Source organism: Mycolicibacterium chlorophenolicum (assembly GCF_001044235.1).
GTDB lineage: Bacteria > Actinomycetota > Actinomycetes > Mycobacteriales > Mycobacteriaceae > Mycobacterium > Mycobacterium chlorophenolicum.
The window spans coordinates 179699-205541 of sequence record NZ_JYNL01000023.1; the positions used below are offsets into that span (position 1 = coordinate 179699).

Below are 25843 nucleotides of genomic sequence, written 5' to 3' on the forward strand. Positions count from 1 at the left end.
GGCCACCCGACCCCCGTTACAGTGCTACGTCGAGGGGGTCGGAATGCTCACCATCGCGCGGCGGACCGTCGGTCTGTGGTGGCGTACGTGGCCGCGGCTCGTGGCCCTGTATCTGACGGGCTGGTTCATCCGGTACTGGGTGTTGCAGGGCGCGATCGCGGTGCGTATCGCGCACGGAGAGTTGTGGGGCAGCATCATCATGGCCGTCGTACCGATCGTGCGGCTGCTGACCTATCTCGCGATGTTCCTGGTGATCCGCTCGGCGACTCCCGGACTGCAGCAGCTCGACGACAGCGGGGGTGGCGGGCCGCGCGGTGTCATCGACGTCACGATGACCGCCGTCCTGCCGTTCCTGGTGATCTACACCGTGTGGAAGCTGGTGGTCGAGGACTTCTTCGTCTACTACACGACGGTCAACATCACGACGGTCTACGAGGGCACGCAGGACCGCGTGGCTCAGGTGCTGAACCACACCGCCGGCGGCCCTCTGATCACCGTCATCGTGGCCGCATTCCTGTTGCGTCAGATCATCACCCGGTTCCGGGACCGCCTGCCGTCGTGGACCATGCTGTTCGCCGTCTACTTCCAGGTGCTGTGGCTGTTCCTGACCATCCAGGCCTCGTTCGCCGCCCTCTTCGGCACCGCGGACTGGATCGCGCAGCGGCGAATCGTTGTGTGGTACAACGAGGTTCGGGACGATCTGACGTCCCACCTCGGTGTGCTGGGACGGTGTTGGGAGTTCCTCGGCAGCGCACTCGGGCCGCTGGCCCAGGTGGTCGCGCTGTCGTTGGCCTGGCTGGCGATTGCCGGCGCGGTCTACGGCACCCCGCTGAAGCCCACCTGGCAGGGCGGGCGGCGCACGTTCCTCGGACATCGCGCAGATGTCGCGGCGGCGCGTGCGATCGACCGCGGCAGGCACACGCTGCAGCCGCGATGGCAGAGGATGCCGGCGGCGCTGCAGGAGCGCGTGGTGGAGTTCCTGCGCGGACAGCTGGGCATGTTCGCGCCGATCGTCGACGCGGGCCGGCTGATCCTGCACGGCGGTGCCGTGCCGATCGCCTTCTTCGTCCTCGCCTACACCGTGCTGGTCGTATTGGCGCCCGGCAACGCGTATTTCGATCCCACGGTCACCGACGGGTACCTGTGGCGGGCCGTCGCCGTGGTCCTCGGCCCCCACGAGTGGGCGTGGTGGCAGACGTTCGACGAGACGATCCGCGTGGCGATCGACGCGCTCACCGACCCCGTCCGGATCTGCCTGGTGGCCGCGACGTACTGGTTCTGCGTCGACCAGGTCCGGTCCCAGCACTCGGCGTCAGCCGGTCTGGAACCCGACCACCACCGGTGACTCGTCGGAGGTTTCGTACACCGGCGCATTGGCGTCGGTCTCCGCGCCCGGCGGCGGAACGGCACCGGGCTGGAAGAGCACCTCGACCGCGCTGATCGTCACGTCAGCGGGGACGTACATGGCCACCAGCAGCGGGCCGTCCTCGCTGCACCGGGTGGTGTAGTGCTCCCGATACGCGAACTGGAACACCGCGAAGTCGGTCGCCGTCGTCGTCCAGCGGCGCGGCCCGTCGACCATGGACGCGGTGCAGAACTGAAAGCCGTTCGGAAGTCCGGCGGGTCGTCGGTCGACCTCGCGCTCCAGCAGAAAGCTGGCGAGGCGACCACCGGCAGGGGGCGCGGTGGGGGCGGTGACGGTGACCGGCGACAACCGCCACCGGGCCCCGAAAACGTCGCCCCACTGCCCGGCCGCGACCACCTGTTGCGGTTGCTTGAACCCGATCTGGCGTGACCACTGCCGATAGGTGACCGTGGTCGCGATCAGGACGACCATCACGGCGATCACGACGAACGCCCACCAGTTGGACCGCAGCCAGCGCTTCACGTGCCCGCCGCCTCCTCGAGATTCACCACGGACCGGACCTCCCGGGGAACCGGCAGCGGCACAACGATCGCCGAGTCCAGCGGTGCCGGCATCGCGTTGCCGTAGCGGTCCGCGGTCTTGTTGTAGACGAGGAGTTCGGCATGCTCCGGAAGGGCGGGCACCTCGAACGCGACGACGTTGCGCTCCGTCAACCCCGGAGGCGCGTTGGGCGTGAACCCGCTCAGCGGTGATTCGAACCGCTTGCCGTCGGCCGTGAGCACGAAGGTGGGAGACTCGGCCGACAGCAGAGGTTCGTAGCTCAGCGCGACGACGAGCCAGTTGCCGTCCGACGTCATCCGAACCGGCACACCGTCATTGGTGAACACCGCCTCGCGCGCGACCTGCACGTCGTGCACCGTGACGGCCAGATTGCGGCCCTCGATGCGCTCTCCCAGCGTCCCCGTCACCGTGATCGGGGCCCAGGACTGCATTTTGGTGGGCAGCTGCGACCACAGCCACGTGGCGGTGGCGAGCATCGCCACCGCCGCCAGCACCGTGACGACGGGCGCCAGCCGACGGCTGGTCACCGGTTCACCTCCGGCGTGAGGTCGACTTCGCCGTAGGTGTCGTCGTCGGCGCCGAAGTCCTCGGCGATCCGGAACGTCGAGACGAACTCCGACATCGCCGGCATGCGGGCGGTGATCTGCGGGTGACGGGCCAGGTCGGCCGCGGGCACCGCCCAGACGAAACGGTAATCGGTGGTGAACCCGGGTTCGACGGTCGGCATCGCCTGCCCGTCGCGGATCCGGAGCGCGGACTTGAAATACGCGGGGATGCCCTGGATTCCGATGACGCCACTGATCGTCGACGGTCGCGGACCGCTGCAGTCGGCGTCGGTGCCGACGACCGGAAGCGCGTTCGGCAACGCGACCGAGCGATCGGCGACGTTCTCGACCGTCGCGTCCACGGTGAGGAACCGGCACTGCCCGGAAAGGGACGCCAGCCCGGTGACCTCCGCCGGCAGGGACGCCGACCGCGGGGTGATGCGCAGGGGGCCGTCGTCGTAGCTCTGCCCCATCGCCACGGGCGTCACCCGATCCGCCGCATCGAGACCGCCGAACACCGCCGTCGCCCCGATCACCAGCACCACCGCCACCCATTTGAGCCTGCCCAGCGACATCGTGCGCCACGGCGACGGCGACTGGGCGGGTTGACTCATGGCCGTGACTCAGTCGGCGAGCGTGACCACGACGGGCGCGTGATCGCTGGGCGAGCCCACGCGGTCCTTACCGGTCTTGCGTTCGTCGCGCGCGATCTCGGCATGGTCGACGCGGGCGGCCAGCGCGGGGGAGCCGAGGATGAAGTCGATGCGCATGCCGCGGTTCTTCGGGAACCGCAGCTGCGTGTAGTCCCAATAGGTGAACACGGCCGGGCCCGGGGTGAACGGTCGCACCACGTCGCCGAATCCGGTGGCGACGATCGCGTCGAAGGCGGCGCGTTCCGGCTCGGTGACATGGGTGCTGCCCTGGTAGGCCTCGACGCTCCACACGTCGTCGTCGGTCGGGGCGATGTTCCAGTCCCCGACGAGGGCGATCTGCGCCGACGGATCCTCGGCCAGCCAGGAACCGACGGTATTGTGCAGCGCTGCAAGCCATTCCAGCTTGTAGGCGTAGTGCGGCGAATCCACCGTGCGGCCGTTGGGGACATACAGGCTCCACACCCGCACGCCGCCACACGTCGCACCCAGCGCCCGCGCCTCGGCGGCAGCCTCCACGGTGTCGTCGGAACTCCACGTCGGCTGACCGTCGAAGCCGACCGCGACGTCGTCGATGCCCACCCGCGACGCGATGGCCACCCCGTTCCACTGGTTGAACCCGCAGTGCACCACGTCGTAGCCCAGCGCGGCGAACGGCATCGTCGGGAACTGCTCGTCGGAGCACTTGGTCTCCTGCATCGCCAGCACGTCCACGTCGGCGCGCTCCAGCCAATCGGTGACCCGATCGACTCTGGCGCGAATCGAGTTGACGTTCCAGGTCGCCAGTCGCATGTCCCTCAGACTAAGTCCTCGGCGCGGACATAGCGGGAGCGGTGGTGCAGCGTGAAACCCATCTGTTCGTACAGCCGGCGGGCGGCGTCGTTGTCGGTCACGACCTGCACGTAGGCGCGCGTTGCGCCCCGGTCCCCGGCCCAGGCCAGCAGTCCCGCGCACAACCTGCGCGCCAACCCCTGGCGTCGGGCCGATTCGACGACGTGCACCGCCGACACGCCCGCCCACCGGGTGCCGTCGGGGGCCTCGGTGAGTGCCACCCTGCCCACCGCCGCACCGGCCAGCGTGCCGAATCCCACCTCGCCGTCGACGACCGCGGCCAGCACCGGGGCCGGAACGTCGCGCTCGTACAGCGTCAGCCACGCATCGTCGGGGACCGCCGACACCGTGACGTCGTCCAGGTCACCCGGCCCGATATCCGTTGTCATCACCAGGTTTTCGGCGTCGGTCGGCACTCCCTCGGGGACCCGGAACAGTCGGTCCGGCGCCGAGATGAGCGCAGGCACTCCGCGGGTGGCATACCAGTCGGCCACCGCCGCGATCTCGGCGACAGATGTGAAGCGCAGCGGCACAGCAGAATTGGCACGCCGGGTGGCGCCTTCGCCGAAGCGCAGGAACCACCCGTCGAGCCACTGCTGCTCGGTGCCCGGCCATGCCAACGCCGCCGCATGCTCGAGGTTGCGGATCTGTCCGGCGCGCACCGGCTGTTCGGGCACCACCCGGAAGGCGACGACGTCGTCGCGACCGACGGTGACCACCTCACCGTGGCGGGTGCGCACCTGCACCGTCGGGTCGACCTGTTCGACGTGGCCGACCACGTCGGTGAAGGGCCGGGTCTCGCCGGCCGGCAACCGGTACCGCAGGCTGACCCGGGCGCCCAGCGCCGGCAGTTCCGTCACAGCTCAGTGCCCGAACGGATCGGGGTCCTCACCGGGCATCCAGGTCAGACCGGGCACACCCCAGCCGTGCGACTTCACCGCCCGCTTGGCGCTGCGCGCGTTGCGGCCGACCAGCCGGTCCAGGTAGAGGAAGCCGTCGAGGTGCCCCGTCTCGTGCTGCAGCATCCGGGCGAACAGATCCGTCCCCTCCAGCGTGATCGGGTTGCCGTCCGCGTCCAGGCCGGTCACCCGTGCCCACGAGGCGCGGCCCGTCGGGAACGATTCGCCGGGCACCGACAGGCAGCCCTCGTCGTCGTCTTCGGGGTCCGGCATCGTCTCGGGCACGTCGGAGGTCTCCAGCACCGGGTTGACGACGACGCCGCGTCGCCGGACGGTCTTGCCGCGGGCGTCGGCGCAGTCGTAGACGAAGACCCGTTTCCCGACGCCGATCTGGTTGGCGGCCAAGCCGACTCCGTGAGCGGCGTCCATCGTGTCGTAGAGATCGGCGATGAGATCAGCGAGATCGGCGGGCAGAGTCCCGTCGTCGCCGACGGGGATCGGCTCGGTGGGGGTGTGGAGAACGGGATCTCCCACGATGCAGATCGGTCGGACAGCCATGCCCGAAAGCTTAAAGTGGCCCGCGCCGCCGCCGACTCGCGGTCATTGGTGCCCCCGTCCGTGACCGAGCCGTGATTGAATACCAGCCGAAACCACACTGGTGTCATTTCGACCGTCGGAAGGGTCCAAGAGGCGATATGGACGGCGCGATCGCGCGGACTGACAAGTCCGGGGACTCCGCAGACGGCGCTGAACCCGCCGACGGTCTGACCCGTCGGGAGCACGACATCCTGGCGTTCGAACGGCAGTGGTGGAAGTACGCCGGATCCAAGGAAGACGCCATCAAGGAGCTCTTCTCGATGTCGGCGACCCGGTACTACCAGGTGCTGAACGCGTTGGTCGACCGGCCGGAGGCCCTGGCCGCGGACCCGATGCTGGTCAAGCGGTTGCGCAGGCTGCGGGCGAGCCGGCAGAAGGCCCGCGCGGCGCGGCGCCTCGGCTTCGACGTGACCTGACCGCAGCGGCGAGCCGATACAGTAGGCGCCGATGAACCAGCGAGAATCCTCCGGTCTGCCCCTGCGCGCCATCGTGATGGTGCTGCTCTTCCTGGGTGTGGTCTTCCTCCTCGTCGGGTTCCAGGCGCTCAGCGGTGGCGACGACGCGGCCGACAGCGACTCGATCACCACCTCGATCACCAGCACCCCGACCACCCCGTCGAGCAGCGCGGCGCCGGCGAAGGCCGACGTGCGGGTCTTCAACATCTCCACCACCGAAGGCGCCGCCGAGACCACCGCCAGCCGGCTGCGCGACGCAGGGTGGAACGTCACCGAGACCGGCAACCTGACCCTGCCCGACACCACGGTCACCACCGTCTTCTTCAGCGACGCCCCCGGTGAGCAGCAGGCGGCCGAAGAGGTCGGCCGGTTGCTCGAGGCGCCGGTGGCACCCCGGGTCCCCGAACTCACAGAGCAGCCACCAGGCGTGATCGTGGCAGTCACCGGCTAGGCTCTTGCACATGCTCAGGACCGTCGCCGCCGCCACCCTGTTCGCAGCGCCAGCCCTCGCGTTGGCCGCGTGCTCACCTCCCGGTGAGGTGCCCTCGAACACCCCCGGAACCACACCCGCCATCTGGACCGGCTCCCCGTCGCCGTCGGCGTCCGCCGGCGAGGAGGGCCCGGGCGCGGGCGGCGAGGCCCAGGCCGCCGGTGGCGAGACGCTCAAAGCCGACCTCAAACTGCCCGACGGCACCACCGTCGCCACCGCCGACATCGCCTTCTCCGGCGGGTACGCCACCGTCACCGTGCAGACGTCCGGCACCAACCAGCTGACCCCCGGGTTCCACGGCTTGCACATCCACTCGGTGGGCAAGTGCGAGGCCAACTCGGTGGCGCCGACCGGTGGCGCGCCCGCCAACTTCAACTCCGCGGGCGGCCACCTCCAGGTGCCCGGTCACAGCGGTCACCCCGCCAGCGGCGACCTGGCCTCGCTGCAGGTCCGCGAGGACGGCTCGGCCAAGCTCGTGACGACCACCGACGCCTTCACCGCCGAGGAGCTGCTCGGCGGCGCCGGCACGGCGATCATCATCCATGAGAAGGCGGACAACTTCGCCAACATCCCGCCGGAGCGCTACCAGCAGGTCAACGGCGCACCGCCGCCGGATCAGACCACCCTGGCGACCGGCGACGCCGGAGCGCGGGTGGCCTGCGGTGTCATCACACGCGGCTGACCGCCGGGCTGACAGCCGCATCGATTTCGCCGGGTCGCCCCGGCCCACACTCGGTGTCGAGTGGGAGTTCGCGCTCGTCGACGCGCAGACCCGCGACCTGAGCAACGAGGCCGCCTCGGTCATCGCGGAGATCGGCGAGAACCCGCATGTGCACAAGGAACTGCTGCGCAACACCGTCGAGGTCGTGACGGGTATCTGCGACAGCGTGCCCGAGGCGATGGACGATCTGCGGTCCACGCTCAAGCCGGTGCGCACCGTCGTGCGGGAGCGCGGCATGGAGTTGTTCTGCGCGGGCACACACCCGTTCGCGAAGTGGTCGGCGCAGAAGCTGACCGACGCGCCGCGCTACGCCGAGCTGATCAAGCGCACCCAGTGGTGGGGTCGGCAGATGCTGATCTGGGGTGTGCACGTGCACGTCGGGGTGTCCTCCGCGCACAAGGTGATGCCGATCATCACCTCGCTGCTCGACTACTACCCGCACCTGCTGGCGCTGTCGGCGTCGTCGCCGTTCTGGGACGGTGAGGACACCGGCTACGCGAGCAATCGGGCGATGATGTTCCAGCAGTTGCCGACGGCCGGTCTGCCGTTCCACTTCCAGGAGTGGCGCGAGTTCGAAGGCTTCGTCGCCGACCAGAAGAAGACCGGGATCATCGATCACATGAACGAGATCCGTTGGGACATCCGACCTTCCCCGCACCTGGGGACGGTCGAGGTGCGGATCTTCGACGGGGTGTCGAATCTGCGGGAGCTCTCGGCGCTCGTCGCGCTGACGCACTGCCTGATCGTCGACCTCGATCGCCGCCTCGATGCCGGTGAGACGCTGCCCTCGATGCCGCCCTGGCACGTGCAGGAGAACAAGTGGCGCGCCGCGCGCTACGGCCTGGACGCGATCATCATCCTCGACGCCGACAGCAACGAGCGGCTGGTCACCGAGGACCTCGACGATCAGCTCGATCGGCTGATGCCGGTGGCCGAATCGCTTTCGTGCGTCGACGAACTCGCCGCTGTCGCCGAGATCTATCGCAATGGCGCGTCCTATCAGCGGCAGCGCCGGGTGGCCGAGGAGGCCGACGGCGACCTGCGCGCCGTCGTCGACGCGCTGGTCGGGGAGTTGGTGATCTGAGCATGCCGACGGTTCCGATGTTCCCGCTCGAGACGGCGATGCTGCCCGGCGAGGAGTTGCCGCTGCGGATCTTCGAGCCGCGGTATTCGGCGCTGGTGCAGGCGTGTCTGGCCGCCGACGACCCCGCCTTCGGGACGGTGCTGATCGAGGCGGGCCGCGAAGTCGGCGGCGGTGACAGTCGCAGCGACGTCGGCACGCTCGCCCACATCGTCGAATACGTCGAACTGGGCGAGGGCCGCTACGCCATGAAATGCGCGATACGGGAACGCTTTCGGGTCATCGAATGGCTGCCGGACGATCCGTATCCGCGGGCGGTGATCGAACTCTGGCCCGATGAGCCCGGAGCAGCGGTTACGGTCGACCAGATCCGCGACATCGAAGACCGGATGGTGGCGCTGTTCGAGCGGATCGCGTCGGCGCGGGGTGCGCAGGTGAATGCGCGCGACATCGTGCACGGCGCCGACGAGTCGGGTGATGCGGCGATGTGGTTGTACGCGTTGACAGCCCGGCTGCCGATGGGGCAGGCCGACCGGTACTCGGTGCTGGCCGCTCCGACTGCGGCCGACCGGGTGTCCGCGCTCTCGGAGGCCGTTGACACCGTCACCGCGATGGTGGAGTTCCAGCTCTCGGAGTGAGCTGCCTGCCTCAGAGCAGCTTGCCTTGGACGAAGACGTACGGCGGGATCGTGACGTCGCCGTCGACGGCCCGGTGGTAGCGGTGCATCACGTCGCGCACGTCGACCGACGTCGCCTCCCAGTGATTGCAGCACAACCATTGCGACACATCGGGATCGGTCGCTGCCTCGACGGCGATCCGGGTTCCCCGCGCGCTGTAGAGGGCGATCTCGGAGAGCAGCGCGTCCTGCGCCTCGGCGGACAGTTCGGGCAGCACCCCTTCGATCGACCACGCCGTCGGCTCCAGGTGGTCGAAGCCGGCCGCCTGCAGCGCGCGCGGCCAGTCCTCGCCCGACTCCACCGGCACCGGCATGTATTTGGCGCCCAGCTGCGCGTCGGAGGCGTCCATCGTCGCGGCCTTCAGCGCCAGCACCGTCGGTTCGTCGACGTCGAAGATCGCCGTGTCGCTGAGCCACGGCAACCGCCAGGGGCGGGTGTCCAGGCCGGCGCCCAGGATCACGACCTGCGAGACGCCGCCCGCACTGGCGGACAGCAGGTAGTCGTCGAACCACTTCGTGCGTGCTGCGGCGTAGTCCGCGCCGGCGCAGGGCCGGCCGCTCGGCAGCGCCGCCCCGGCGGCCTCGACCAGCAGGCGCGCATACGGATCGGTGAACAAGGGTTGTTCGCAGTCGTTCTCCCACGCCCGCACCATCGCGACGCCGAGCGCCCTGTGGTACCCGGGGCTGTCAGCGTCGTGGCGAATCATGGTCGCCGGATTCCCGATCGTCGGCCAAACCATGCATCTCGTCGGTGGTCATCAGATCGTCGCGGATGTTCTGCTCACGGTAGGCGAGCTGACCGACCCGATTCGCGATCACCGGCGCGGTGATCGCGGTGAACAGTCCCGTCAGGATCAGCATGCCGACGTCCACGTGACCGCGCAGCCGCAGCGCCGCGCCCAGCAACACCAGCAGCAGCCCGAGCACCTGCGGTTTGGTGGCCGCGTGCATCCGCGACAACGTGTCGGGGAAGCGGACCACGCCGATCGCCGCGGTCAGCGCCAGGGCCGACCCGGCGAGGATCAGCACCGCGGCGACGATGTCGAAGGCGTTCACCGGTGCCGTCCCTTCTGCGCAGGGTCGTCGACGTCGGGCACGCGGAATCGGGCGACGCTGACCGAGCCCACGAAGGTGATCAACGCCAACGCGGTCAGGCTGTAGGTGACCGTGGTGTCCAGGCTGAACGCCGCCCAGGTGCCGATCGCGCACATCGCCACGGCGACAAGGGTGTCCAACGCCACCAGCCGGTCGAGCGTGGTGGGTCCGAGCAGCATGCGGAACATGGTGGCCAGCGCGGCGGCCGACAGCATCGCGCCGGCGACGATCCAGACGACGGTCACGAGGTGGCCTCCTTCTCCGCGGCCGGCCGCCAGTCCGCGTCCCGCTCGAACGAGGCGACCAGCAGCTTCTGCAGGCCCGCCACCTGCCGGTAGAACCGTTGCACCGTGCGTTCGGATCCCACGTCGAGCACGTGCACGTAGATCATCCGCCGGGGCTGGTCGATCTCCAGCACGATGGTGCCCGGGGTCAGGTTGATGATGTTGACCGCCAGCACCAGCACGAGGTCGGACTTCACCGCCAGGTGCGCGCGCAGCACCGCAGTCAGCGGGGGAGGCCCCGGTTTCAGCGCCAGCGCCGCGACCTGCACCGACGAGGCCAGCAGGTAGTAGATGACGGTCAGCACGAGGCGCAGCAGCGGAATCGGGTGCAGCCGCCCCTCGACCGGAACCGGTGGCAGCGGCAGCAGCAGCGTCACCACCAGGGCGACCACCAGACCGGACAGGATGTTGGCCGCAGACACGGTGCCCCACAACAACACCCACACCAGGATCAGCCAGCACACCATCCAGATCCGCAGCGCCAGGGTCCTCACCTCGGCACCTCCCCGAGCACCGCGGTGATGTACTGCCCGCGGTCGAGCACCTCGGCCGCGGCGCGGTCGCTGTAGGCGAAGATCGGCCCGGCGGCGACGGTCAGCGTCAACCCGACGGCGATCAGCGCGCCCGTCGGGATGAGCATGCCGATCGGCATCCGGCCCACGTCGTCGCGGTCGACGAACTCGATGTCCACCGAGTCCTCCGGGTCGTCGAGGAGCACCGTCGGTGCGCCGCCGGACAGGTGCCCTTCGGGCGCATCCTTGCGGGACCGCCAGAACGCCTTCGTCCATACCCGCGCGATGACGTAGAGCGTGAGCAGGCTGGTGATGACACTGCCGGCGACCAGCATCCAGGCCAGTACCGAGCCGGACTCCGACCCGGCCTCGAGCAGCGCCACCTTGCCGATGAACCCCGAGAACGGGGGAATGCCACCGAGATTCAGGGCCGGTACGACGAACACGAACGCCAGCACCGGGCTCGCGGCGGCGAGCCCGCCGAGCCGCTCCAGCGTCGACGCCCCCGCCTGCCGTTCGATCAGTCCGACGACCAGGAACAGGGTGGTCTGCACGAGGATGTGGTGAGCGACGTAGTAGATGGCGCCCGACATGCCCAATTGGGTGGACAGCGCGATGCCGAACACCATGTAGCCGATGTGGCTGACCAGGGTGAAGGACAGCAGCCGCTTGATGTCGCTCTGGGCGATGGCGCCGAGGATGCCCATCAGCATCGTCGCGAGCCCGGCGACCAGCAGCACGTTGTCTAAGGCGCCGCCGGGGAAGAGCAGCGAATGGGCCCGGATGATCGCATACACACCGACTTTGGTGAGCAGGCCGGCGAACACGGCGGTGACCGGGGCCGGTGCGGTGGGGTAGGAGTCGGGCAACCACGTCGACAGCGGGAACACCGCAGCTTTGATGCCGAACGCCACCAGCAGCACCGCGAACAGCGCGGTCCGTGTCCCCTCGGAGACGCCGTCGAGGCGCACCGACAGCTCGGCCATGTTCAGCGTTCCGGTGGTGGCGTACACCAGCGCAATGCCGAACAGGAACACCAGCGACGACACCATCGAGACCATCACGTAGGAGATGCCCGCCCGCACCCGTTCCCGGCTCGCGCCGATCGTCAGCAGCACGAAGCTCGCGTTGAGCAGCACCTCGAAGCCGACGAAGAGGTTGAACAGGTCACCGGCCAGGAAGGCCATGAACACACCCGCCGACAGCACCAGGTAGGTGGGCAGGAAGATCGACACGGGCTGCCGGCCGTCGCCGTCCCGGATGCCCTGCCCGATGGCGTAGAAGACGACGGCGAGCAGCACGATCGAGGACACGACGAGCATCAGCGCCGACAATCGGTCCACCACCAGCGTGATGCCCAGCGGTCCCATGCCCGGTTCGGTCGGCCCCCAGCCACCGACCTGCAGGGCGATGGTGCCGTCGCGATCGGCGAGGTACACCAGCATCGCCGAGACGACGAGCACCACCGACAGTGCCAGCACCGCGATGCCACGCTGCAGGCGCGGCTTGCGGCCCGCCAGCAAGGTGACCGCCGCCGCCAGCATCGGCACCAGCACGGGCAGCGGGGTCAGCACCGCGGCGAGATGACCGCCGATCATCGTGACCCCTCGTATCCCGGCAGCGCGTCCAGCTCGTCGGGCAGGTCGGTGTCGCGGGTGCGGTCGGGTTCCAGACGGCCTTCCAACTCCTCGCCGACCTCGGTGCCGGACTGCTGGGACACCCTGATGTCCTCGGGGTCGTTGCTCACTTCTTCGCGGGTGTTCAGCCGGTAGGACCGGTAGGTCAGCGCCAGCACGAACGCCGCGACACCCATCGTGATCACGATGGCCGTGAGAATCAGGCCCTGCGCCAGCGGATCTGCCGTCGTCGTGTCGCCGGCACTGGAACGGCCACGCACCGGGGGATTGCCCGACGGTCCGCCCACGGTGAGGATCAGCAGATTGATCGCGTTGCCGATCAGCAACAGCCCCAGCAACATTCGGGTCAGGTGCCGTTCCAGCAACAGGTACACCCCGGCGGTGGTGAGCCCGCCGATGATGGCCAACGGGACCAGGTATGTCGTCATCGTGCCTTGCCCAACTCCTCGTCGATCCGCGCCCCGAGGCTGCGTAGCACGTCGAGAACCAGGCCGACGACGATCAGGTACACGCCCATGTCGAAGAACAGCGCGGTGACGAACTTGACCGTGCCCAGTACCGGGACCTCGAACTCGATCAGCGCCGACGACAGGACGGGGGCGCCCGCCAGCAGCGACGCGGCCGCCGTGCCGGCCGAGAGCATCAGCCCGGCGCCGAGGATCTTGCCGGCGTCGAAGGGCAGCGCCTCACCGAGTTCGTAGCGGCCGCCGGCCAGATAGCGCAGCACCAGGGCGAGGCCGGCCATCAACCCGCCGGCGAACCCGCCGCCGGGGGTGTTGTGCCCGGCGAAGAAGAAGTAGGCCGACAGCACCATCATCACCGGGAAGATCAGCCGGGTGGCCACCTCGAGCACCAGGGAGCGGTTGCGCGGGTCGCGCAGTTCGCTGCCGCGCAGCCAGGTGACGTCACCGGCGGCGGGACTGTTGGTGGAGTAGACGGCGAGCTTGCCGATGTCGGGCTGACCCGCGTCGCGCACGTCGGCGACGCGGGGCGCCGCCCCGAAGCGCCTGTTGCGGAACACCATCGACGCCACCCCGGTGGCAGCGACCAGCAGCACCGAGATCTCGCCCAGGGTGTCCCAGGCGCGGATGTCGACCAGCAGCACGTTGACGGTGTTGCCGCCGTGGCCACGCAGGTAGGCCGCATCCGGCAGCAGGTCGGCGATGGGTCGCCCGGACCGGGCCGCCATCGCGAACGCCGCCAGCGTGGTGACCGTCGCGCCGACGGCCACGGCCAGCGCGGCGCGCGGAACCCGGAACCGCCGGATGTCGGCGCCGCCCGTCTCGGCCGGCAGCACCCTCAGCACGAGCACGAACACCACCAACGTCAGCGTCTCCACCAGGAACTGCGTCAGCGCCAGGTCGGGTGCGCCGTGGAACGCGAAGATCACCCCGCATCCGTAACCGGTGACGCCGACGAGCAGCACCGCGGCCAGTCGGTTGCGCATCACCGTGGCGGCGAACGCGGCAGCGAGCATCAGCACGCCGACCACCGCCTGCGGCGGCGACTCCCACAGCTCGAAGTGCGGCCGGTCGCGCGCCCCGAGCGCCAGCACAGACAGCGGAACCAGCACGAGAGTGGTCAGGATGACCGACTGCGTGGCCGGGATCGAGCCGCGCTGGGTGACCGCGGTCAACCGCACGGACATGATGTCGGCCCCGCGCAGCACCGCGTCGTAGATGCGGTCGGCGTTGGCCAGCGGCAGGAACCCGATCCGGGCCCGGCGAAGCCTCCCGCGGCTCACGTACACCGCGATACCTGCGCCGAGCACCACCAGCGACAGCAGCAGGGGCAGGTTCACGCCGTGCCAGAGAGCCAGGTGGTAGTCGGCGTCGTAGCCGGCCGGATCGGGCACCGTGTCGGCGTAGTCGCTCAGCACATGATCGAGGCCGGTGGGCCACAGCCCGAACAGCAACCCGGCGCCGGCCAGGATCGCGGGCGGAATGAGGAACAGCGTCTCGGGACGGTGCATCTCGCTCACCCGGGTGCTCGGCTTCGGCAGACCCTTGCGGCCGAACGCGCCGAACACGAAGCGCAGGGTGTAGACCGTCGTCAGCACCGAACCGCTGACGATGCCGGCGAGCACCAGCGGCGCCGCCGCGCCCAGGGTGGGGCTGTGCAACACGGTCTCGAAGTCGGCCTCTTTCGCGATGAACCCGAGGAACGGCGGCAACGCGGCCATGCTCGCCGCGGCGCAGCAGGCGATGACCAGCAGCGGCCTGCTCCGGTCGCCGAGCCAGGCCAGCCTGCGGATGTCGCGGGTGCCGGTGGCGTGGTCGATGATGCCGACGACCATGAACAGCGCGGCCTTGAACATCGCGTGCGCACACAGCATCGCCAGACCGGCGAGCATCATCTCGCTGCCGCCGGCCCCGACCATCACCGTGATCAGGCCGAGCTGGCTGACCGTGCCGAACGCCAGGATCAGCTTGAGGTCGTACTCGCGCATCGCCCGCCACCCGGCGAGCAGCATGGTCAGCAGCCCGAGGGAGATGACGGTCGGCCGCCATTCCGGGGCGTCGGAGAACCCGGGGGTGAGCCGGGCGATCAGGTACACACCGGCCTTCACCATCGCGGCCGCGTGCAGGTACGCGCTGACCGGGGTGGGGGCGGCCATCGCGCCCGGCAGCCAGAAGTGCAGCGGCACGATCGCCGACTTCGACAGCGCGCCGACGAGGATCAGCACCACCGCCACCGAGGCCGCGACCCCGGTGGGCGGATCGGCGACCAGCTCGGAGATCAGGAAGGTGCCGGCGCGGTTGCCGATCACGACGATGCCGACCAGCATCGCCAGCCCGCCCAGCGTCGTCACCAGCAGCGCCTGCGTCGCGGCCCGCCGGCTCGTCGCACGCTCGGCGTAGTGCCCCACCAGCAGGAACGACAGCACCGTCGTGATCTCCCAGAACACGTACAGCACGAGCATGTTGTCGCTGGTGACCAGGCCGAACATCGCGCCCGAGAACGCGACCAGCTCGGCGGCGAAGCTGGGCAGCCGCTTCTCGGTGTGGCCGTCGTGGTGGTGGAAGTAATCGGCGCAGTAGAACAGCACCAGCGCCCCGACACCGAGCACCAGCACGCTCATGATGGCCGCGAGCGCATCGAAGCGCAGCGTGATGTCCATCGACAGATCGGGCACCCACGGCACGGTGAGCCGCTGCCCGGGTCCGCTGCCCGGCCAGTGCCCGGCGACCCAGATCAGTGAGCCGAGCGGAACCAGCGCCAGCGGATAGAACGCGCGGCGGCCCCAGCGGTAGACGAGAACCGGCGCCAGCACGGTGGCCACTGCGTGCGCAGCGAGGATGGCGAGCATGGCTCCGTTTCGTCTCGGTCCGGGCGGTTTCGTCGTGGGGCGTCAGAGCCGCTGCCCAGTCTAGCGGGACGCGGCCGTCCGCCTCCCCGGCTGCGTCAGCGGCCGGTGACCATCACCTCGATGCGGTCCTCGCCATCGGGGCCGCAGACGAACAGGATCTCGTCGCCGTCGCGCAGCACGTCGGTGGCCTCCGGGACGATCAGCCGGTTGCCGCGCAGCACCGTGACCAGAGCGCTGTCCCGCGGCATCGCCAGCTCGCCGACCCGCCGGCCGACCAGCGGGCTGCCCGGGGGCAGCGTGAACGAGGCGACGTTGGCGCTGCCTTCGCCGCGCAGTTCGCGGGGGCCTCGGCCCAGCGCCATCAGCCGCACCACGTGGCCGACGTCGATGGCGCCCTCGACGGCGGCGACCATGGCCACCGGTGTCGACACCGCGACGTCGATGCCCCAGCCGTCGGTGAACAGCCATTCGTTGCGCGCGTCGTTGATGCGGGCCACCACCCGGCCGATGCCGAACTCGCTCTTGGCCAGCAGCGCCATCGCCAGGTTCGCCTTGTCGTCGCCGGTGGCCGCGATCGCGACGTCGCAGATGTGCATCTCCGCCTCCTCGAGGGAGGACACCTCGCACGCGTCGGCCAGGAACCATTCCGCGCCGGGCACGGTCGCCGGCTCGTAGCGGTGGTACTCCTTCTCGATGAGCAGCACCTTGTGGCCGTAGTCGACCAACTCCTGGGCCACGGAGCGGCCGACCGCACCGGCACCGGCTATCGCGATCCGCATAGAAGTGACTGTGCTGATTTACTGACAGCGACACAAGTGCCTGCAGCGAGGAAACAGTGACACTGCACGAGCTGTACGTGGCGCTGTTCATCGGGGGCCTGGTGCTGCTGGCGAGCATCGCCGCCACCAGGCTGGCCACCGGAGCCGGGTTGCCGAGCCTTCTGCTGTTCCTCGGCGTCGGCGTGCTGGTGGGCGAGGACGGCCTCGGTCTGCACTTCGACAATGCGCAACTGGCGCAGGATCTGGGCACCGCGGCGCTGGGCGTCATCCTGGTCGAGGGCGGTCTGACGACGCGCTTCGCCGACATCCGCAGAGTGCTCGCACCGGCCGCGGTGCTCGCCACGGTGGGTGTGGTGGTCAGCACGCTGATCACCGCGGTGGCCGCGCATCTGCTGCTCGGGATGGACTGGCAGCTGGCCCTGCTGCTGGGCGCGATCGTGTCGAGCACCGACGCGGCGGCGGTGTTCTCGGTGCTGCGGGTGGTGCCGCTGCCCCGGCGGCTGGGCGGCCTGCTGGAGGCCGAATCCGGCTTCAACGACGCGCCCGCGGTGATCCTGGTGCTGCTGTTCAGCGTGACGCCGCTGGTGCTCGAGCCGGTGACGATCGTCGGCACGCTGGTCTACGAGTTGGTGGTCGGTGCGCTGATCGGGCTGGCGTGCGGGTTCCTCGGCGCGATCGCGCTGCGCCGCACCGCGCTGCCCGCCGCGGGCCTGTACCCGTTGGCGACGTTCGGGCTCGGCATGCTGGCGTTCGCCGCCGCGGGCACGGCGCACGCGAGCGGATTCCTGGCGGCCTACCTGGCCAGTGTGGTGCTCGCCAATTCCGGGTTGCCGCACCGCTCGGCGACACGCTCGTTCGCCGAGGGGTCGGGCTGGCTGGCACAGATCGGGCTGTTCGTCATCCTGGGCCTGCTGGTGTCGCCCGACGAGCTGCTCGACGAGCTGATCCCCGCGGTCGTGACGGGCGTGGTGCTGCTGGTGCTGGCGCGGCCGCTGTCGGTTGTGCTGTCGCTGTGGGGCTTTCGCGTGCCGTGGCGGGAGCAGGCGTTCCTGTCCTACGCCGGGCTGCGCGGCGCGGTGCCCATCGTGCTGGCGACCTATCCGATCGTGGCGGGTGTGCCCGGCAGTGGGCGTCTGCTCAACATCGTGTTCATCCTCGTCGTGCTGTTCACCCTGGTGCAGGGGCCGAGCCTGCGCCGGGTCGCCGAGTGGCTGGACCTGATCCCGCGGGACACCACCCGGGAGGTCCAGGTGGACGCGGCACCGTTGGACGTGCTGGGGGCCGAGCTGCTGACGACGACCGTCGCGCCGGGCTCGCGGCTGCACAACGTCACGGTGCTGGAGTTGCGACTGCCCGATCCGAGTGTGATCACGCTGATCATCCGGGCCGGGCGGGCGTTCGTCCCCGAACCGCTGACCCGGCTGCAGATCGGCGACGAGGTGATGATCGTGACGACGACGGCGACGCGGGAGGCGGCCGAGCGCCGGCTGCGGGCGGTGAGCCGACGCGGCAAGCTGGCCTACTGGTTCGACGAGTACGGCGAGCCGGGGTAGACGCGGTTACTCGTCGCCGCCGGCGTCCGGCCCCTGGCTGTTCGGCGCGGAAGTGTCTGCCCTGTCGGCCTTTTCGACCTTCACGGCGTCCCTGCGCTCCTGCCGTGCCTTCCTCGCCTCGGCGGCCTTCTCGGCCCTCTCGGCTTTCTTCGCCTTCCACGCGGTGAACACGCCGTCGCGCGAGGGTCGCTCGTCGGTTGCTGCGTTCTCGGTCTCGTCCGCTGCCGCGGCGACCTCCTCGCGATCCCTGTTGGGCACCGACAGCGGTCTGCCCTTGAAGGGCGGGTCGGCGTCGTCCCACCGCGCCGGTCGGTCGAGCGGCGGGCGGTTGATCGCGATCGCTTCGGACGACATGACGGTGGACACCTCGTCGATGGCGACGAAAAGGGCCGAGTAACCGACATCGGTGGCGACGTCGCGCAGATTCGCGACCACACCTTCGCCGCGCAGGACGTCCGTGCCGTTGAACACCGCACTGGCGGTGAGACTCTCGATGAGGTTGAGGCCGATGTAGATCTGCTTACCGACGAACCCGAGTCGGTTGAGGACCGGGGTGATGCCCGTGCGCACGACGACCGTGAGGTCGATGAACGCGTCGTCGATCGCGTCGGCGAACGGAGTGCTGACGACCGCTGCGGAGTTCGGTGCGACGGCGGGCCGGGGTCTCAACGGGGTGGACGAGGCCGTGTACTCGACGGCGGCGGTGACGCGCACCGGTGCGGCCCGTTCGGCTGTGTGGACGGGTTGAGCCAGGACGGACGTCCCGGCGACTACCGCCACCGCCACGGCGGCGCCGGTTCGTGCGAAGAACCCCATGAGTGCCCCCCATGCCCCACGCGGCGTGCGCACGGGCGTACCGCTGACGCTAGAGAGGGAGCGAACCCGGGAGCAATAGGGGAAACCCCTCGCGTGAGCGCGTGGCGCACGGGGAGGGCGTGGGAGGCCACACCGATACCCGCGCCGAGGATGGGCCAGATGGGCCAGAAGTACCAGGCTCCGGTGCCGATCCCGACGGCCAACCAGACGGTGAGCACGATGACGACCATCGCCAGGTAGCCGGCCGCATGGAGGGCGACCCCGCGGCGGGCCGCGGCGCGTCGGGCGGCATGCCGCCGCGGATCGTTGCGTCGCAGCTCCGCCACCGGCAGGTCGGCCGTCAGCTGCCGCAGATCGGGGGAGGTGTGCGAGTCGTAGACCTGTCGCAGCCGGGCGTCGAACTCGTCGAGGTCGAGGTAACCCTGGGCCAGTGCCTGCCCGAGGAGATCGGCGGTGGCCTCGCGGTCGCGATCGCCGGCCCGCGCCGTCAGCGGTGCTGTCATGCGTCCTCCCTCATCTTGTCAATGACTAGTTAGAGCATGCCGACTGAACTAGGCACTGTCAAGATGTGGTTTCAGTGGCCCTCGGCGAAGGCGCGCAGGGATTCGACCTGCAGGGGATCCAGCGACGGGCGCACCGTCTCACGGGCCGCGGCGACGTCGGCGGCGGTGACGTCGGCGGCGTCGATCGACCGTCGCATCGCGGTCAGCGCGGCCTCCCGCAGCAGCGCCACGCAGTCGGCAGCGCTGTACCCGTCGAGTTGGGCCGCCAGCGCATCGAGATCCACGGCGTCGGCGCCCTCGCGGGCCAGCGGCACCGACTTGCCCGCTGTGCGCAGGATCTGCGCCCGCGCCTCGGCGTCGGGCGGTTCGACGAACACCAGCTTCTCCAGTCGGCCCGGCCGCAGCAGCGCCGGATCGATCAGATCCGGGCGGTTCGTCGCACCCAGCACGACGACGTCGCGCAGCGGCTCGATGCCGTCGAGTTCGGTCAGCAGCGCGGCCACCACACGGTCGGTGACCCCGGAGTCGAAGCTCTGCCCGCGCCGCGGCGCCATCGCGTCGATCTCGTCGAGGAATACCAGCGACGGCGCCGAATCGCGCGCCCGGCGGAACAGCTCCCGCACCGCCTTCTCCGACGAGCCGACCCACTTGTCCATCAGCTCAGCACCTTTGACCGCGTGCACGCTCAGCCGCCCCGAACTGGCCAGCGCCCGCACGACATAGGTCTTGCCGCAACCCGGCGGCCCGTACAGCAGCACGCCGCGCGGCGGCTCCACCCCCAGCCGCGCGAACGTGTCGGGGTGTTGCAGCGGCCACAGCACCGCCTCGGTGAGCGCCTGCTTGGTCTCGACCATGTCGCCGACGTCGTCGAGGGTGACCGAGCCGACCGACACCTCCTCGGTGGCCGACCGCGACAGCGGCCGGATCACACTCAGCGCACCCGCGAGGTCCTCCTGCCGCAACTCGGGCGGCTCGCCGTTCTCGCTGGCCCTGGCCGCCGCCCGCAGCGCCGCCTCGCGCACCAGCGCGGCCAGATCGGCAACGACGAAACCCGGTGTGCGCTCGGCGATCTCGCCGAGATCGAGGTCGGCCGACGGTACGTCGCGAAGCAGCACCTCGAGCAGCTGCCCGCGTACGGCGCCGTCGGGCAGGCTCAGGCCGAGTTCGCGGTCGCACAGATCGGGCGCCCGCAGCCGGGGGTCCACGGCGTCGGGCACCGCCGTCGTCGCGACGAACGCGACACCGGGAGTGCCGACCGCGGAACGCAATTCGGCGATGATCAGCGTCGCGACCGGATCGGGCGGCACCGGGAGCAACGTGTCGATGTCGGTGATCAGCAGCACCCCGCCGCCCTCACGCACTGAGGCGACCGCCGAGGACACGTTCGCCAGCCGGTCCTCGGGGCGCAGCGACCCCACCTCCGGGCCGTCGAGCTCGACCAGTCGGCGGCCACTGCACACCGTCCGGACCAGCTTGGTCTTCCCGACGCCCGCCGGACCCGACACCAGCACGCCGAGATTGGGTGCGGCGCCGAGCTTGTGGAGCAGCTCGGGCTGATCGAGGGCGAGCTTGAGCCATTCGGCGAGCCGGCCGGCCTGGGTGTGTGCGCCCTTGAGGTCGTCGAAGTTCAGCGTCGGCGCGGCTTCCTCGGTGACGACGTGCGTTCCGGTGGCCGTGCGCTCGCGGATCACCGCGCCCGCCTGTGCGGTGCCCCAGCAGACGAGCGAATTGGGTTGCACGCTCACCGGTCCCGCAGGGTCGACCTCGGTGACCGTGAGCAACTCCGAGGTCCACGTGATGCCGACCGACGCGGCCAGCGCGGCGCTGGCCGCCGACGTCGAGGTGCCCGGACCGAGGTCGCGCGGCAGCAGTGACACCGTGTCGCCGACCGTCATCACCTTGCCCAGCAGCGCTTGGCGCAAGGTGGCCGGCGTGATCGACCGGGTCGCCAGATTGGAGCCGGTCAGCGTCACCGAGCGGGCGCCGAAAACGGTGACCGGGGCGACCAGCACCGCGGCGTCCTCGCGCAGGCCGGCGTTGGACAGCGTGACGTCGTCGAGCAGTGCGGTGCCCGTCGGGGTGCCGTCGGGGGCGATGCCCACCACGGCGGCGGTCGTGCGCGACCCGGTCAGGGACACCGCGTCCCACTCCCGGATGCCGAGGGCGGCAATGGCTTCGGGGTGCAGCCGGATGACACCGCGGCGGGAGTCCAGGGCCGAGGTGTTCAGCCGGGCGGTCAGCGTCAGATGCGCCGTCGTCGGTGCCATCGTCAGCGCCGGGGCGGTCTTCTCAGTCCCAGGCGCGCCATCGACCGGCGGTGGGGCTGGGCGCGCCGGATGGCCCGGCGGGCCGCGCGCTGCTGGCGCGGCTTGTCGTCCCAGACCTCCGGGTGCGCCGCGAGGAACCGTCGGGTCCGGATCGCGAACGGGATGTGCAGCATATAGCCGAAGATGATCACCAGGATCACGATGTAGCCGTAGAGGATCGATGCCGCCACGCCGATCGCCAGCAGTGCCAGCAGCGGAGCGACCATGTTCGGCGGCACCGAGAACGTGTGGATCTTGCGCATCGGCAGCGTGCTGACCACCAGCAGCGAGATGCCGATCATCCAGATCACGACCGCCGGCTCGGACGTCCACCAGCCGTCGCCGAACTGCATCTTGGCGGCCAGCGGACCGATCGCCCCGATCGCGCCGGCCGGGGCGGGCATTCCGACGAAGTACTTCTTCTCGTAGTCCGGTCTCTCGAGATCGAGCATCGCGTTGAAGCGGGCCAGCCTCAGCACGATGCACACCGCGTAGAGCAGCACGACGATCCACCCCACCCGCGAGGTGGACAGCAGCGTCCCGTAGACGATGAACGCCGGTGCCACACCGAAATTCACGGCGTCGGCCAGGGAGTCGATCTCTTCGCCCATCCGCGATGTGGCATTGAGGGCGCGGGCGATGCGGCCGTCGAGCGCGTCGAGGATCGCCGCGATCGCCAGGAACGCCATCGCCTCGGTGGGCCGGTCGTCCAACGCGAACTTCACCGAGCTCAAGCCGAGGCAGATCGCCGCGACCGTCATCGCACTGGGCAGGATCTTCGCGCTGACCACCGGCGTCTTGAGCAGTGGCTTGCGGGGTTTGATCATGGCAGCTCGGCCAGCACGGTCTCGCCGGCCAGCGTGCGCTGCCCGACGGTCACCAGCACGTTCGAGCCGGCGGGCAGATAGGTGTCGAGCCGCGAGCCGTAGCGGATCAGGCCGTAGGTGTCGCCGATGCCGATCTTGTCGCCCGGCGTGGCGGTGCAGACGATGCGGCGGGCGAGCAGCCCGGCGATCTGCACCGCGATCACCTGCGCACCCTCGGGGGTGCGGATCACCACGCTGTTGCGCTCGTTGTCGGCACTGGCGGCCTCCAGGTCCGCGGACCCGAACAGGCCCGGGCGGTGCCGGACGGTGACCACCTCACCGCCGATCGGCGCCCGCTGGACGTGCGCGTCCAGCAGCGACAGGAAGATGCTGATGCGCGGCAGCGGCTTTGCGGGTAGGCCGAGTTCGCTCGGCGGCACCTCTTCGTCCACCAGGCAGATCAGGCCGTCGGCCGGGGCGACGACGACACCGGGTCGCGTCGGTGGCGTCCGGGGCGGGTGACGGAAGAACGCGGCGTTGGCGGCCGCGGAGGTGAGCCCGGCACGGCGAATCCAGCGATTCCGGCGTCCGGCCAAGGCCACCGCGAGGCTCGCGCCGACGAACGGCAGACCCGCGGCGTGCATCGGGGGAACGGACGTACGGATCAGGGCCGCCAGCCGCGCGGGGCCTGTTTTGAGGTCGGGGCGTCTGGCCATCGTGGGCCGATTCTACGGTGACCCGTTCCTAGCGCAGGTCCCACACCTGCACCCGCGAGCCCGACGCCACCTCCGAGGTGTCCTCGTCGATCTCGAGCAGGCAGTTCGCCGACGCCAGCCACCGCAGATGGTGTGAGGCGGGCGGGCCGTAGCTGGTGACGGTGTCGGTGACGGGGTCGAGCACGCCGCGGCGGAATTGCCGCTTCCCCCGCGGGGAGGTGAGGTCCTCGGTCAGCATCGCGGTGCGTCGCGGCCGGTCCGGATGCGTCAGGCCCATCGCCGCGCGCAACGCCGGGCGGACGAACACCTCGAAGGACACCAGCGCGCTGACCGGGTTGCCGGGCAGCGTGATCGTCGGGGTGCCCTCCAGCGAGCCGGCGCCCTGCGGCATGCCCGGCTGCATGGCGACCTTGACGAACTCGACGCCCCCCGACGGCCCGCCCAGCGCGTCCTTGACCACCTCGTAGGCCCCGGCACTGACGCCGCCCGTGGTGAGGATCAGATCGGCGTCGCCGACGTGGGCCCGCAGCGTCTCCCGGAACGCGTCGACGTCGTCGCCGGTGGTCGGCGACGCGATCACCTCCGCGCCGGCGTCGCGCACCGCGGCGGCCAGCATGACGCCGTTGGACTCGTAGATCTGTCCCGGCGCGAGCGCGGTGCCCGGGGACACCAGCTCGGTGCCGGTGGAGACGACCAGGACGCGCTGCCGGGGCGTCACGGTGAGCTCCCGCAACCCCAGTGCCGCGGCCAGACCGAGCGCCGCCGGCGTGAGCACCTGACCGGCCTGCAGCACCGTCGTCCCCACGGTGACGTCCTCGCCGGCGCGCCGGACGTGCTGCCCCTCGGCGGCGCCGGCGCGGATCGTCACGGTGTCGACGGCACCGTCGGTCGCCTCGACCGGGACGACGGCCGTCGCGCCGTGGGGGAGCGGCGCGCCGGTCATGATGCGGTGCGCGGTGCCGGGCTGCAGCGTCGGGATGTCGGTGCGGCCGGCCGGGATGTCCTCGGGGACGGGCAGCCGCACCGGCGTGGCGTCGGAGGCGCCCGCGACGTCGGCGGCCAGCACCGCGTACCCGTCCATCGCGGAGTTGTCGAAGCCTGGCAGCGACACCCCCGCGACCACCTCCTCGGCGAGCACCAGGCCGAGGGCATCGGCCAGCGGCAGCGCCGCCGGCGGCCGCGCGGTGATCAGCCCGGCGACCACCCGGCGGTGCTCCTCGACGCTGCGCATCAGACCGGGTAGCTGACGCCGGTGAGTTCTTCGGACACCGCCCACAGTCGCTGCTGCACCGCTTCGTCGTGGGACTTGCGGGTGGACTCCACCAGCACCGGATGCCCGACCAGCTCCCGGAAACCCGACGGTCCGTAGTACTGGCCGCCGCGCACGCCGGGGTCGGTGGCCGCGCGCAGGGTGGCCAGGGCGCCGATGGCCGGGCTGTTGGTGACCAGGCCGGCGAGCTTGGAGAAACCGGGCAGCCCGGAGCCGGGCACGTGGCGCATCAGCTCGGTGTTGGAGATGCCGGGGTGGGCGGCGACGGCGATGGTGGGGGCGCCCGCGGCCGCGAGCCTGCGCTGCAGCGCGTAGGTGAACATCAGGTTCGCCAGCTTGGACTGGCCGTACGCCGCGACGCGGTTGTAACCGCGTTCCCACTGCAGGTCGTCGAAGTGGATGTCGGCCTGGATGTTGTGGGCGATGCTGGCGACGACGACCACGCGGGATCCGGCGACGGGCAGCAGCCGGTCCAGAAGAAGGCCGGTCAGCGCGAAGTGGCCCAGATGGTTCGTGCCGAACTGCAACTCGAAGCCGTCGGCGGTGACCTGCTTGGGCGGGTACATCACCCCCGCGTTGTCGATCAGCAGATCGATCGTGGGAAGCGCCTCGCGCAGAGCCTCGGCGGCGCTGCGGACGCTCGCCAGCGAGGACAGGTCGAGTTCCTGCACCGTCACCTCGGCACGCGGGTGCGCCCGCAGGATCGCCTCCAGGGCGCGGCGGCCCTTGTCGAGGTCGCGTACCGCCAGCACGACCCGTGCGCCGCGGCCGGCGAGGACGTGGGCGGCTTCGTAGCCGATGCCAGAGTTCGCTCCGGTGACCACGGCGGTACGGCCGGACTGGTCGGGCACGTTGTCAGCGGTCCATTTCGCGCTCATGGGGATCAAGATACTGAGGACATGGAACTTCTCGAGCCCGCGCACCCTCCGAGCCGGAAAGCGCCGGCGGTGTGGGCCCTCGGGGCGGCCGTCCCGTGGGCGGTGGCGGCCGTGGCGCAGATCGTGTGGGTGATCGTCGATGCCCGATTGCTGTGGCTGCACGCGGTGCTGGCCGCGGGCACCGTCGCCGGCATCGTGGTCTCGGTGGTCGTGGCGCCGCTGTGGCGCTACCGGGTGCACCGGTGGGATCTGGACTCCACGGCCGTCTACGTCAGGTCCGGGTGGTGGGTGCAGGAGCGGCGGATCGCACCGATCTCGCGGGTGCAGACCGTCGACTCGTACCGCGGACCACTCGACCGGCTGTTCGGGCTGTCCAACGTGACCGTGACGACGGCGTCGTCGGCCGGTGCGGTGCGCATCGTCGCGCTGGACGCCGACGTCGCCGACCAGGTGGTGGAGCGGTTGACGGACATCGCCGCGCTCGGCTCCGAGGATGCGACGTGACC

General features: G+C 70.3%; 28 protein-coding genes and 1 pseudogene. 8 read left to right on the top strand and 21 right to left on the bottom strand.

Annotated features, from left to right (window positions below; genetic code table 11):
• The first annotated feature begins 43 nt into the window (after positions 1–43).
• Complete coding sequence (locus MCHLDSM_RS12995) at positions 44–1345, top strand: hypothetical protein (RefSeq protein WP_048470451.1); 1302 nt, start codon at positions 44–46, stop codon at positions 1343–1345.
• On the opposite strand, the gene MCHLDSM_RS13000 is transcribed toward MCHLDSM_RS12995, so the two are convergent.
• Genes MCHLDSM_RS13000 through MCHLDSM_RS13025 form a run of 6 tightly spaced genes read right to left on the bottom strand, consistent with a single transcriptional unit; the run spans position 1313 to position 5410 of the window.
• Positions 1313–1888: a hypothetical protein gene (locus MCHLDSM_RS13000; RefSeq protein WP_048470452.1), complete on the bottom strand. Its 576-nt coding sequence runs from the start codon at positions 1886–1888 to the stop codon at positions 1313–1315. The genes MCHLDSM_RS12995 and MCHLDSM_RS13000 overlap by 33 nt on opposite strands.
• A complete protein-coding gene (locus tag MCHLDSM_RS13005; protein ID WP_048470453.1) occupies positions 1885–2454 on the bottom strand; it encodes a hypothetical protein in 570 nt (189 codons plus the stop codon). The genes MCHLDSM_RS13000 and MCHLDSM_RS13005 overlap by 4 nt, the downstream gene beginning before the upstream one ends.
• A complete protein-coding gene (locus tag MCHLDSM_RS13010) occupies positions 2451–3086 on the bottom strand; it encodes a hypothetical protein (RefSeq protein ID WP_048470454.1) in 636 nt (211 codons plus the stop codon). Before MCHLDSM_RS13010 ends, MCHLDSM_RS13005 begins: the two co-directional genes overlap by 4 nt.
• 9 nt (positions 3087–3095) lie before the next feature.
• Positions 3096–3914, bottom strand: a complete 819-nt coding sequence (locus MCHLDSM_RS13015) for an exodeoxyribonuclease III (RefSeq protein ID WP_048470455.1) — start codon at positions 3912–3914, stop codon at positions 3096–3098.
• 5 nt (positions 3915–3919) lie between these two features.
• The gene (locus tag MCHLDSM_RS13020) at positions 3920–4813 is read right to left on the bottom strand and encodes an N-acetylglutamate synthase, CG3035 family (RefSeq protein WP_048470456.1); all 894 of its coding nucleotides are present in this window, start codon (positions 4811–4813) and stop codon (positions 3920–3922) included.
• Positions 4814–4816: 3 nt separating this feature from the next.
• A complete protein-coding gene (locus tag MCHLDSM_RS13025) occupies positions 4817–5410 on the bottom strand; it encodes a peptide deformylase (RefSeq protein WP_048470457.1) in 594 nt (197 codons plus the stop codon).
• Positions 5411–5547: 137 nt separating this feature from the next.
• Between MCHLDSM_RS13025 and MCHLDSM_RS13030 the strand changes: the two genes are divergently transcribed.
• From MCHLDSM_RS13030 to MCHLDSM_RS13050, 5 genes are read left to right on the top strand one after another with little or no spacing between them, the layout of a single operon-like run.
• The gene (locus MCHLDSM_RS13030) at positions 5548–5865 is read left to right on the top strand and encodes a nucleoid-associated protein NapA (RefSeq protein WP_048418836.1); all 318 of its coding nucleotides are present in this window, start codon (positions 5548–5550) and stop codon (positions 5863–5865) included.
• A 31-nt stretch (positions 5866–5896) separates the two neighbouring features.
• Complete coding sequence (locus MCHLDSM_RS13035) at positions 5897–6355, top strand: LytR C-terminal domain-containing protein (RefSeq protein WP_048470458.1); 459 nt, start codon at positions 5897–5899, stop codon at positions 6353–6355.
• 10 nt (positions 6356–6365) lie between these two features.
• Positions 6366–7076: a superoxide dismutase[Cu-Zn] gene (sodC, locus tag MCHLDSM_RS13040; RefSeq protein ID WP_048418834.1), complete on the top strand. Its 711-nt coding sequence runs from the start codon at positions 6366–6368 to the stop codon at positions 7074–7076.
• Entirely contained in the window at positions 7057–8199 is a 1143-nt protein-coding gene (locus tag MCHLDSM_RS13045) for a glutamate--cysteine ligase (RefSeq protein WP_048470459.1), read from the top strand. Before sodC ends, MCHLDSM_RS13045 begins: the two co-directional genes overlap by 20 nt.
• A 2-nt stretch (positions 8200–8201) precedes the next feature.
• Positions 8202–8834, top strand: a complete 633-nt coding sequence (locus MCHLDSM_RS13050; RefSeq protein ID WP_048470460.1) for an LON peptidase substrate-binding domain-containing protein — start codon at positions 8202–8204, stop codon at positions 8832–8834.
• 10 nt (positions 8835–8844) lie between these two features.
• Here MCHLDSM_RS13050 and MCHLDSM_RS13055 read toward each other — a convergent pair whose 3' ends face one another.
• The 8 genes from MCHLDSM_RS13055 to MCHLDSM_RS13090 form a co-directional block, all read right to left on the bottom strand.
• Positions 8845–9579: an SAM-dependent methyltransferase gene (locus MCHLDSM_RS13055; RefSeq protein ID WP_048470461.1), complete on the bottom strand. Its 735-nt coding sequence runs from the start codon at positions 9577–9579 to the stop codon at positions 8845–8847.
• Complete coding sequence (mnhG, locus tag MCHLDSM_RS13060; RefSeq protein WP_048470462.1) at positions 9560–9928, bottom strand: monovalent cation/H(+) antiporter subunit G; 369 nt, start codon at positions 9926–9928, stop codon at positions 9560–9562. The genes MCHLDSM_RS13055 and mnhG overlap by 20 nt, the downstream gene beginning before the upstream one ends.
• The gene (locus MCHLDSM_RS13065; RefSeq protein WP_082168854.1) at positions 9925–10212 is read right to left on the bottom strand and encodes a monovalent cation/H+ antiporter complex subunit F; all 288 of its coding nucleotides are present in this window, start codon (positions 10210–10212) and stop codon (positions 9925–9927) included. Before MCHLDSM_RS13065 ends, mnhG begins: the two co-directional genes overlap by 4 nt.
• Positions 10209–10745, bottom strand: coding sequence for a Na+/H+ antiporter subunit E (locus tag MCHLDSM_RS13070; RefSeq protein WP_048470463.1), 537 nt, complete (start codon positions 10743–10745; stop codon positions 10209–10211). The genes MCHLDSM_RS13065 and MCHLDSM_RS13070 overlap by 4 nt, the downstream gene beginning before the upstream one ends.
• A complete protein-coding gene (locus MCHLDSM_RS13075) occupies positions 10742–12361 on the bottom strand; it encodes a Na+/H+ antiporter subunit D (RefSeq protein ID WP_048470464.1) in 1620 nt (539 codons plus the stop codon). Before MCHLDSM_RS13075 ends, MCHLDSM_RS13070 begins: the two co-directional genes overlap by 4 nt.
• A complete protein-coding gene (locus tag MCHLDSM_RS13080) occupies positions 12358–12828 on the bottom strand; it encodes a Na(+)/H(+) antiporter subunit C (protein WP_048470465.1) in 471 nt (156 codons plus the stop codon). The genes MCHLDSM_RS13075 and MCHLDSM_RS13080 overlap by 4 nt, the downstream gene beginning before the upstream one ends.
• Positions 12825–15710: a Na+/H+ antiporter subunit A gene (locus tag MCHLDSM_RS13085; protein WP_048470466.1), complete on the bottom strand. Its 2886-nt coding sequence runs from the start codon at positions 15708–15710 to the stop codon at positions 12825–12827. Before MCHLDSM_RS13085 ends, MCHLDSM_RS13080 begins: the two co-directional genes overlap by 4 nt.
• A 95-nt stretch (positions 15711–15805) precedes the next feature.
• Positions 15806–16489 (bottom strand): potassium channel family protein, encoded by a 684-nt coding sequence (locus MCHLDSM_RS13090; protein ID WP_048470467.1) that lies wholly within the window; start codon positions 16487–16489, stop codon positions 15806–15808.
• Positions 16490–16545: 56 nt separating this feature from the next.
• Here MCHLDSM_RS13090 and MCHLDSM_RS13095 point away from each other — a divergent pair, with 56 nt between their 5' ends.
• Positions 16546–18042 carry a potassium/proton antiporter gene (locus tag MCHLDSM_RS13095; protein WP_048470468.1) on the top strand — a complete coding sequence of 499 codons (1497 nt, stop codon included), beginning with the start codon at positions 16546–16548 and terminating at the stop codon, positions 18040–18042.
• Between the two features lie 6 nt (positions 18043–18048).
• Here the strand turns inward: MCHLDSM_RS13095 and MCHLDSM_RS13100 are convergent, their stop codons facing one another.
• From MCHLDSM_RS13100 to MCHLDSM_RS13130, 7 genes and pseudogenes are all read right to left on the bottom strand, one after another.
• Positions 18049–18858: a hypothetical protein gene (locus MCHLDSM_RS13100; protein WP_048470469.1), complete on the bottom strand. Its 810-nt coding sequence runs from the start codon at positions 18856–18858 to the stop codon at positions 18049–18051.
• 98 nt (positions 18859–18956) lie between these two features.
• A pseudogene (locus MCHLDSM_RS13105) lies at positions 18957–19361 on the bottom strand (DUF1707 domain-containing protein); the annotation flags it as partial.
• A gap of 71 nt (positions 19362–19432) precedes the next feature.
• The gene (locus tag MCHLDSM_RS13110; protein WP_048470470.1) at positions 19433–21628 is read right to left on the bottom strand and encodes an AAA family ATPase; all 2196 of its coding nucleotides are present in this window, start codon (positions 21626–21628) and stop codon (positions 19433–19435) included.
• 2 nt (positions 21629–21630) lie between these two features.
• A complete protein-coding gene (gene pssA / locus MCHLDSM_RS13115; RefSeq protein WP_048418821.1) occupies positions 21631–22494 on the bottom strand; it encodes a CDP-diacylglycerol--serine O-phosphatidyltransferase in 864 nt (287 codons plus the stop codon).
• The gene (locus MCHLDSM_RS13120; protein ID WP_048470471.1) at positions 22491–23189 is read right to left on the bottom strand and encodes a phosphatidylserine decarboxylase; all 699 of its coding nucleotides are present in this window, start codon (positions 23187–23189) and stop codon (positions 22491–22493) included. The genes pssA and MCHLDSM_RS13120 overlap by 4 nt, the downstream gene beginning before the upstream one ends.
• Before the next feature lie 28 nt (positions 23190–23217).
• A complete protein-coding gene (gene moeA / locus MCHLDSM_RS13125) occupies positions 23218–24420 on the bottom strand; it encodes a molybdopterin molybdotransferase MoeA (RefSeq protein ID WP_048470472.1) in 1203 nt (400 codons plus the stop codon).
• On the bottom strand, positions 24420–25337 hold the full coding sequence (locus tag MCHLDSM_RS13130; protein WP_048470473.1) for an SDR family NAD(P)-dependent oxidoreductase: 918 nt from the start codon (positions 25335–25337) through the stop codon (positions 24420–24422). The genes moeA and MCHLDSM_RS13130 overlap by 1 nt, the downstream gene beginning before the upstream one ends.
• A 21-nt stretch (positions 25338–25358) precedes the next feature.
• Here MCHLDSM_RS13130 and MCHLDSM_RS13135 point away from each other — a divergent pair, with 21 nt between their 5' ends.
• Positions 25359–25841 (top strand): PH domain-containing protein, encoded by a 483-nt coding sequence (locus MCHLDSM_RS13135; RefSeq protein WP_048470474.1) that lies wholly within the window; start codon positions 25359–25361, stop codon positions 25839–25841.
• Positions 25842–25843 lie beyond the last annotated feature (2 nt).

Coding starts and splice junctions, on each gene's coding strand:
- MCHLDSM_RS12995 (WP_048470451.1), top strand. CDS start 44: ATGCTCACCATCGCGCGGCGGACCGTCGGTCTGTGGTGGCGTACGTGG.
- MCHLDSM_RS13010 (WP_048470454.1), bottom strand. CDS start 3,086: ATGAGTCAACCCGCCCAGTCGCCGTCGCCGTGGCGCACGATGTCGCTG.
- MCHLDSM_RS13015 (WP_048470455.1), bottom strand. CDS start 3,914: ATGCGACTGGCGACCTGGAACGTCAACTCGATTCGCGCCAGAGTCGAT.
- MCHLDSM_RS13025 (WP_048470457.1), bottom strand. CDS start 5,410: ATGGCTGTCCGACCGATCTGCATCGTGGGAGATCCCGTTCTCCACACC.
- MCHLDSM_RS13030 (WP_048418836.1), top strand. CDS start 5,548: ATGGACGGCGCGATCGCGCGGACTGACAAGTCCGGGGACTCCGCAGAC.
- MCHLDSM_RS13035 (WP_048470458.1), top strand. CDS start 5,897: ATGAACCAGCGAGAATCCTCCGGTCTGCCCCTGCGCGCCATCGTGATG.
- sodC (WP_048418834.1), top strand. CDS start 6,366: ATGCTCAGGACCGTCGCCGCCGCCACCCTGTTCGCAGCGCCAGCCCTC.
- MCHLDSM_RS13050 (WP_048470460.1), top strand. CDS start 8,202: ATGCCGACGGTTCCGATGTTCCCGCTCGAGACGGCGATGCTGCCCGGC.
- MCHLDSM_RS13055 (WP_048470461.1), bottom strand. CDS start 9,579: ATGATTCGCCACGACGCTGACAGCCCCGGGTACCACAGGGCGCTCGGC.
- MCHLDSM_RS13075 (WP_048470464.1), bottom strand. CDS start 12,361: ATGATCGGCGGTCATCTCGCCGCGGTGCTGACCCCGCTGCCCGTGCTG.
- MCHLDSM_RS13080 (WP_048470465.1), bottom strand. CDS start 12,828: ATGACGACATACCTGGTCCCGTTGGCCATCATCGGCGGGCTCACCACC.
- MCHLDSM_RS13085 (WP_048470466.1), bottom strand. CDS start 15,710: ATGCTCGCCATCCTCGCTGCGCACGCAGTGGCCACCGTGCTGGCGCCG.
- MCHLDSM_RS13090 (WP_048470467.1), bottom strand. CDS start 16,489: ATGCGGATCGCGATAGCCGGTGCCGGTGCGGTCGGCCGCTCCGTGGCC.
- MCHLDSM_RS13100 (WP_048470469.1), bottom strand. CDS start 18,858: ATGGGGTTCTTCGCACGAACCGGCGCCGCCGTGGCGGTGGCGGTAGTC.
- MCHLDSM_RS13110 (WP_048470470.1), bottom strand. CDS start 21,628: ATGGCACCGACGACGGCGCATCTGACGCTGACCGCCCGGCTGAACACC.
- pssA (WP_048418821.1), bottom strand. CDS start 22,494: ATGATCAAACCCCGCAAGCCACTGCTCAAGACGCCGGTGGTCAGCGCG.
- MCHLDSM_RS13120 (WP_048470471.1), bottom strand. CDS start 23,189: ATGGCCAGACGCCCCGACCTCAAAACAGGCCCCGCGCGGCTGGCGGCC.
- moeA (WP_048470472.1), bottom strand. CDS start 24,420: ATGCGCAGCGTCGAGGAGCACCGCCGGGTGGTCGCCGGGCTGATCACC.
- MCHLDSM_RS13130 (WP_048470473.1), bottom strand. CDS start 25,337: ATGAGCGCGAAATGGACCGCTGACAACGTGCCCGACCAGTCCGGCCGT.
- MCHLDSM_RS13135 (WP_048470474.1), top strand. CDS start 25,359: ATGGAACTTCTCGAGCCCGCGCACCCTCCGAGCCGGAAAGCGCCGGCG.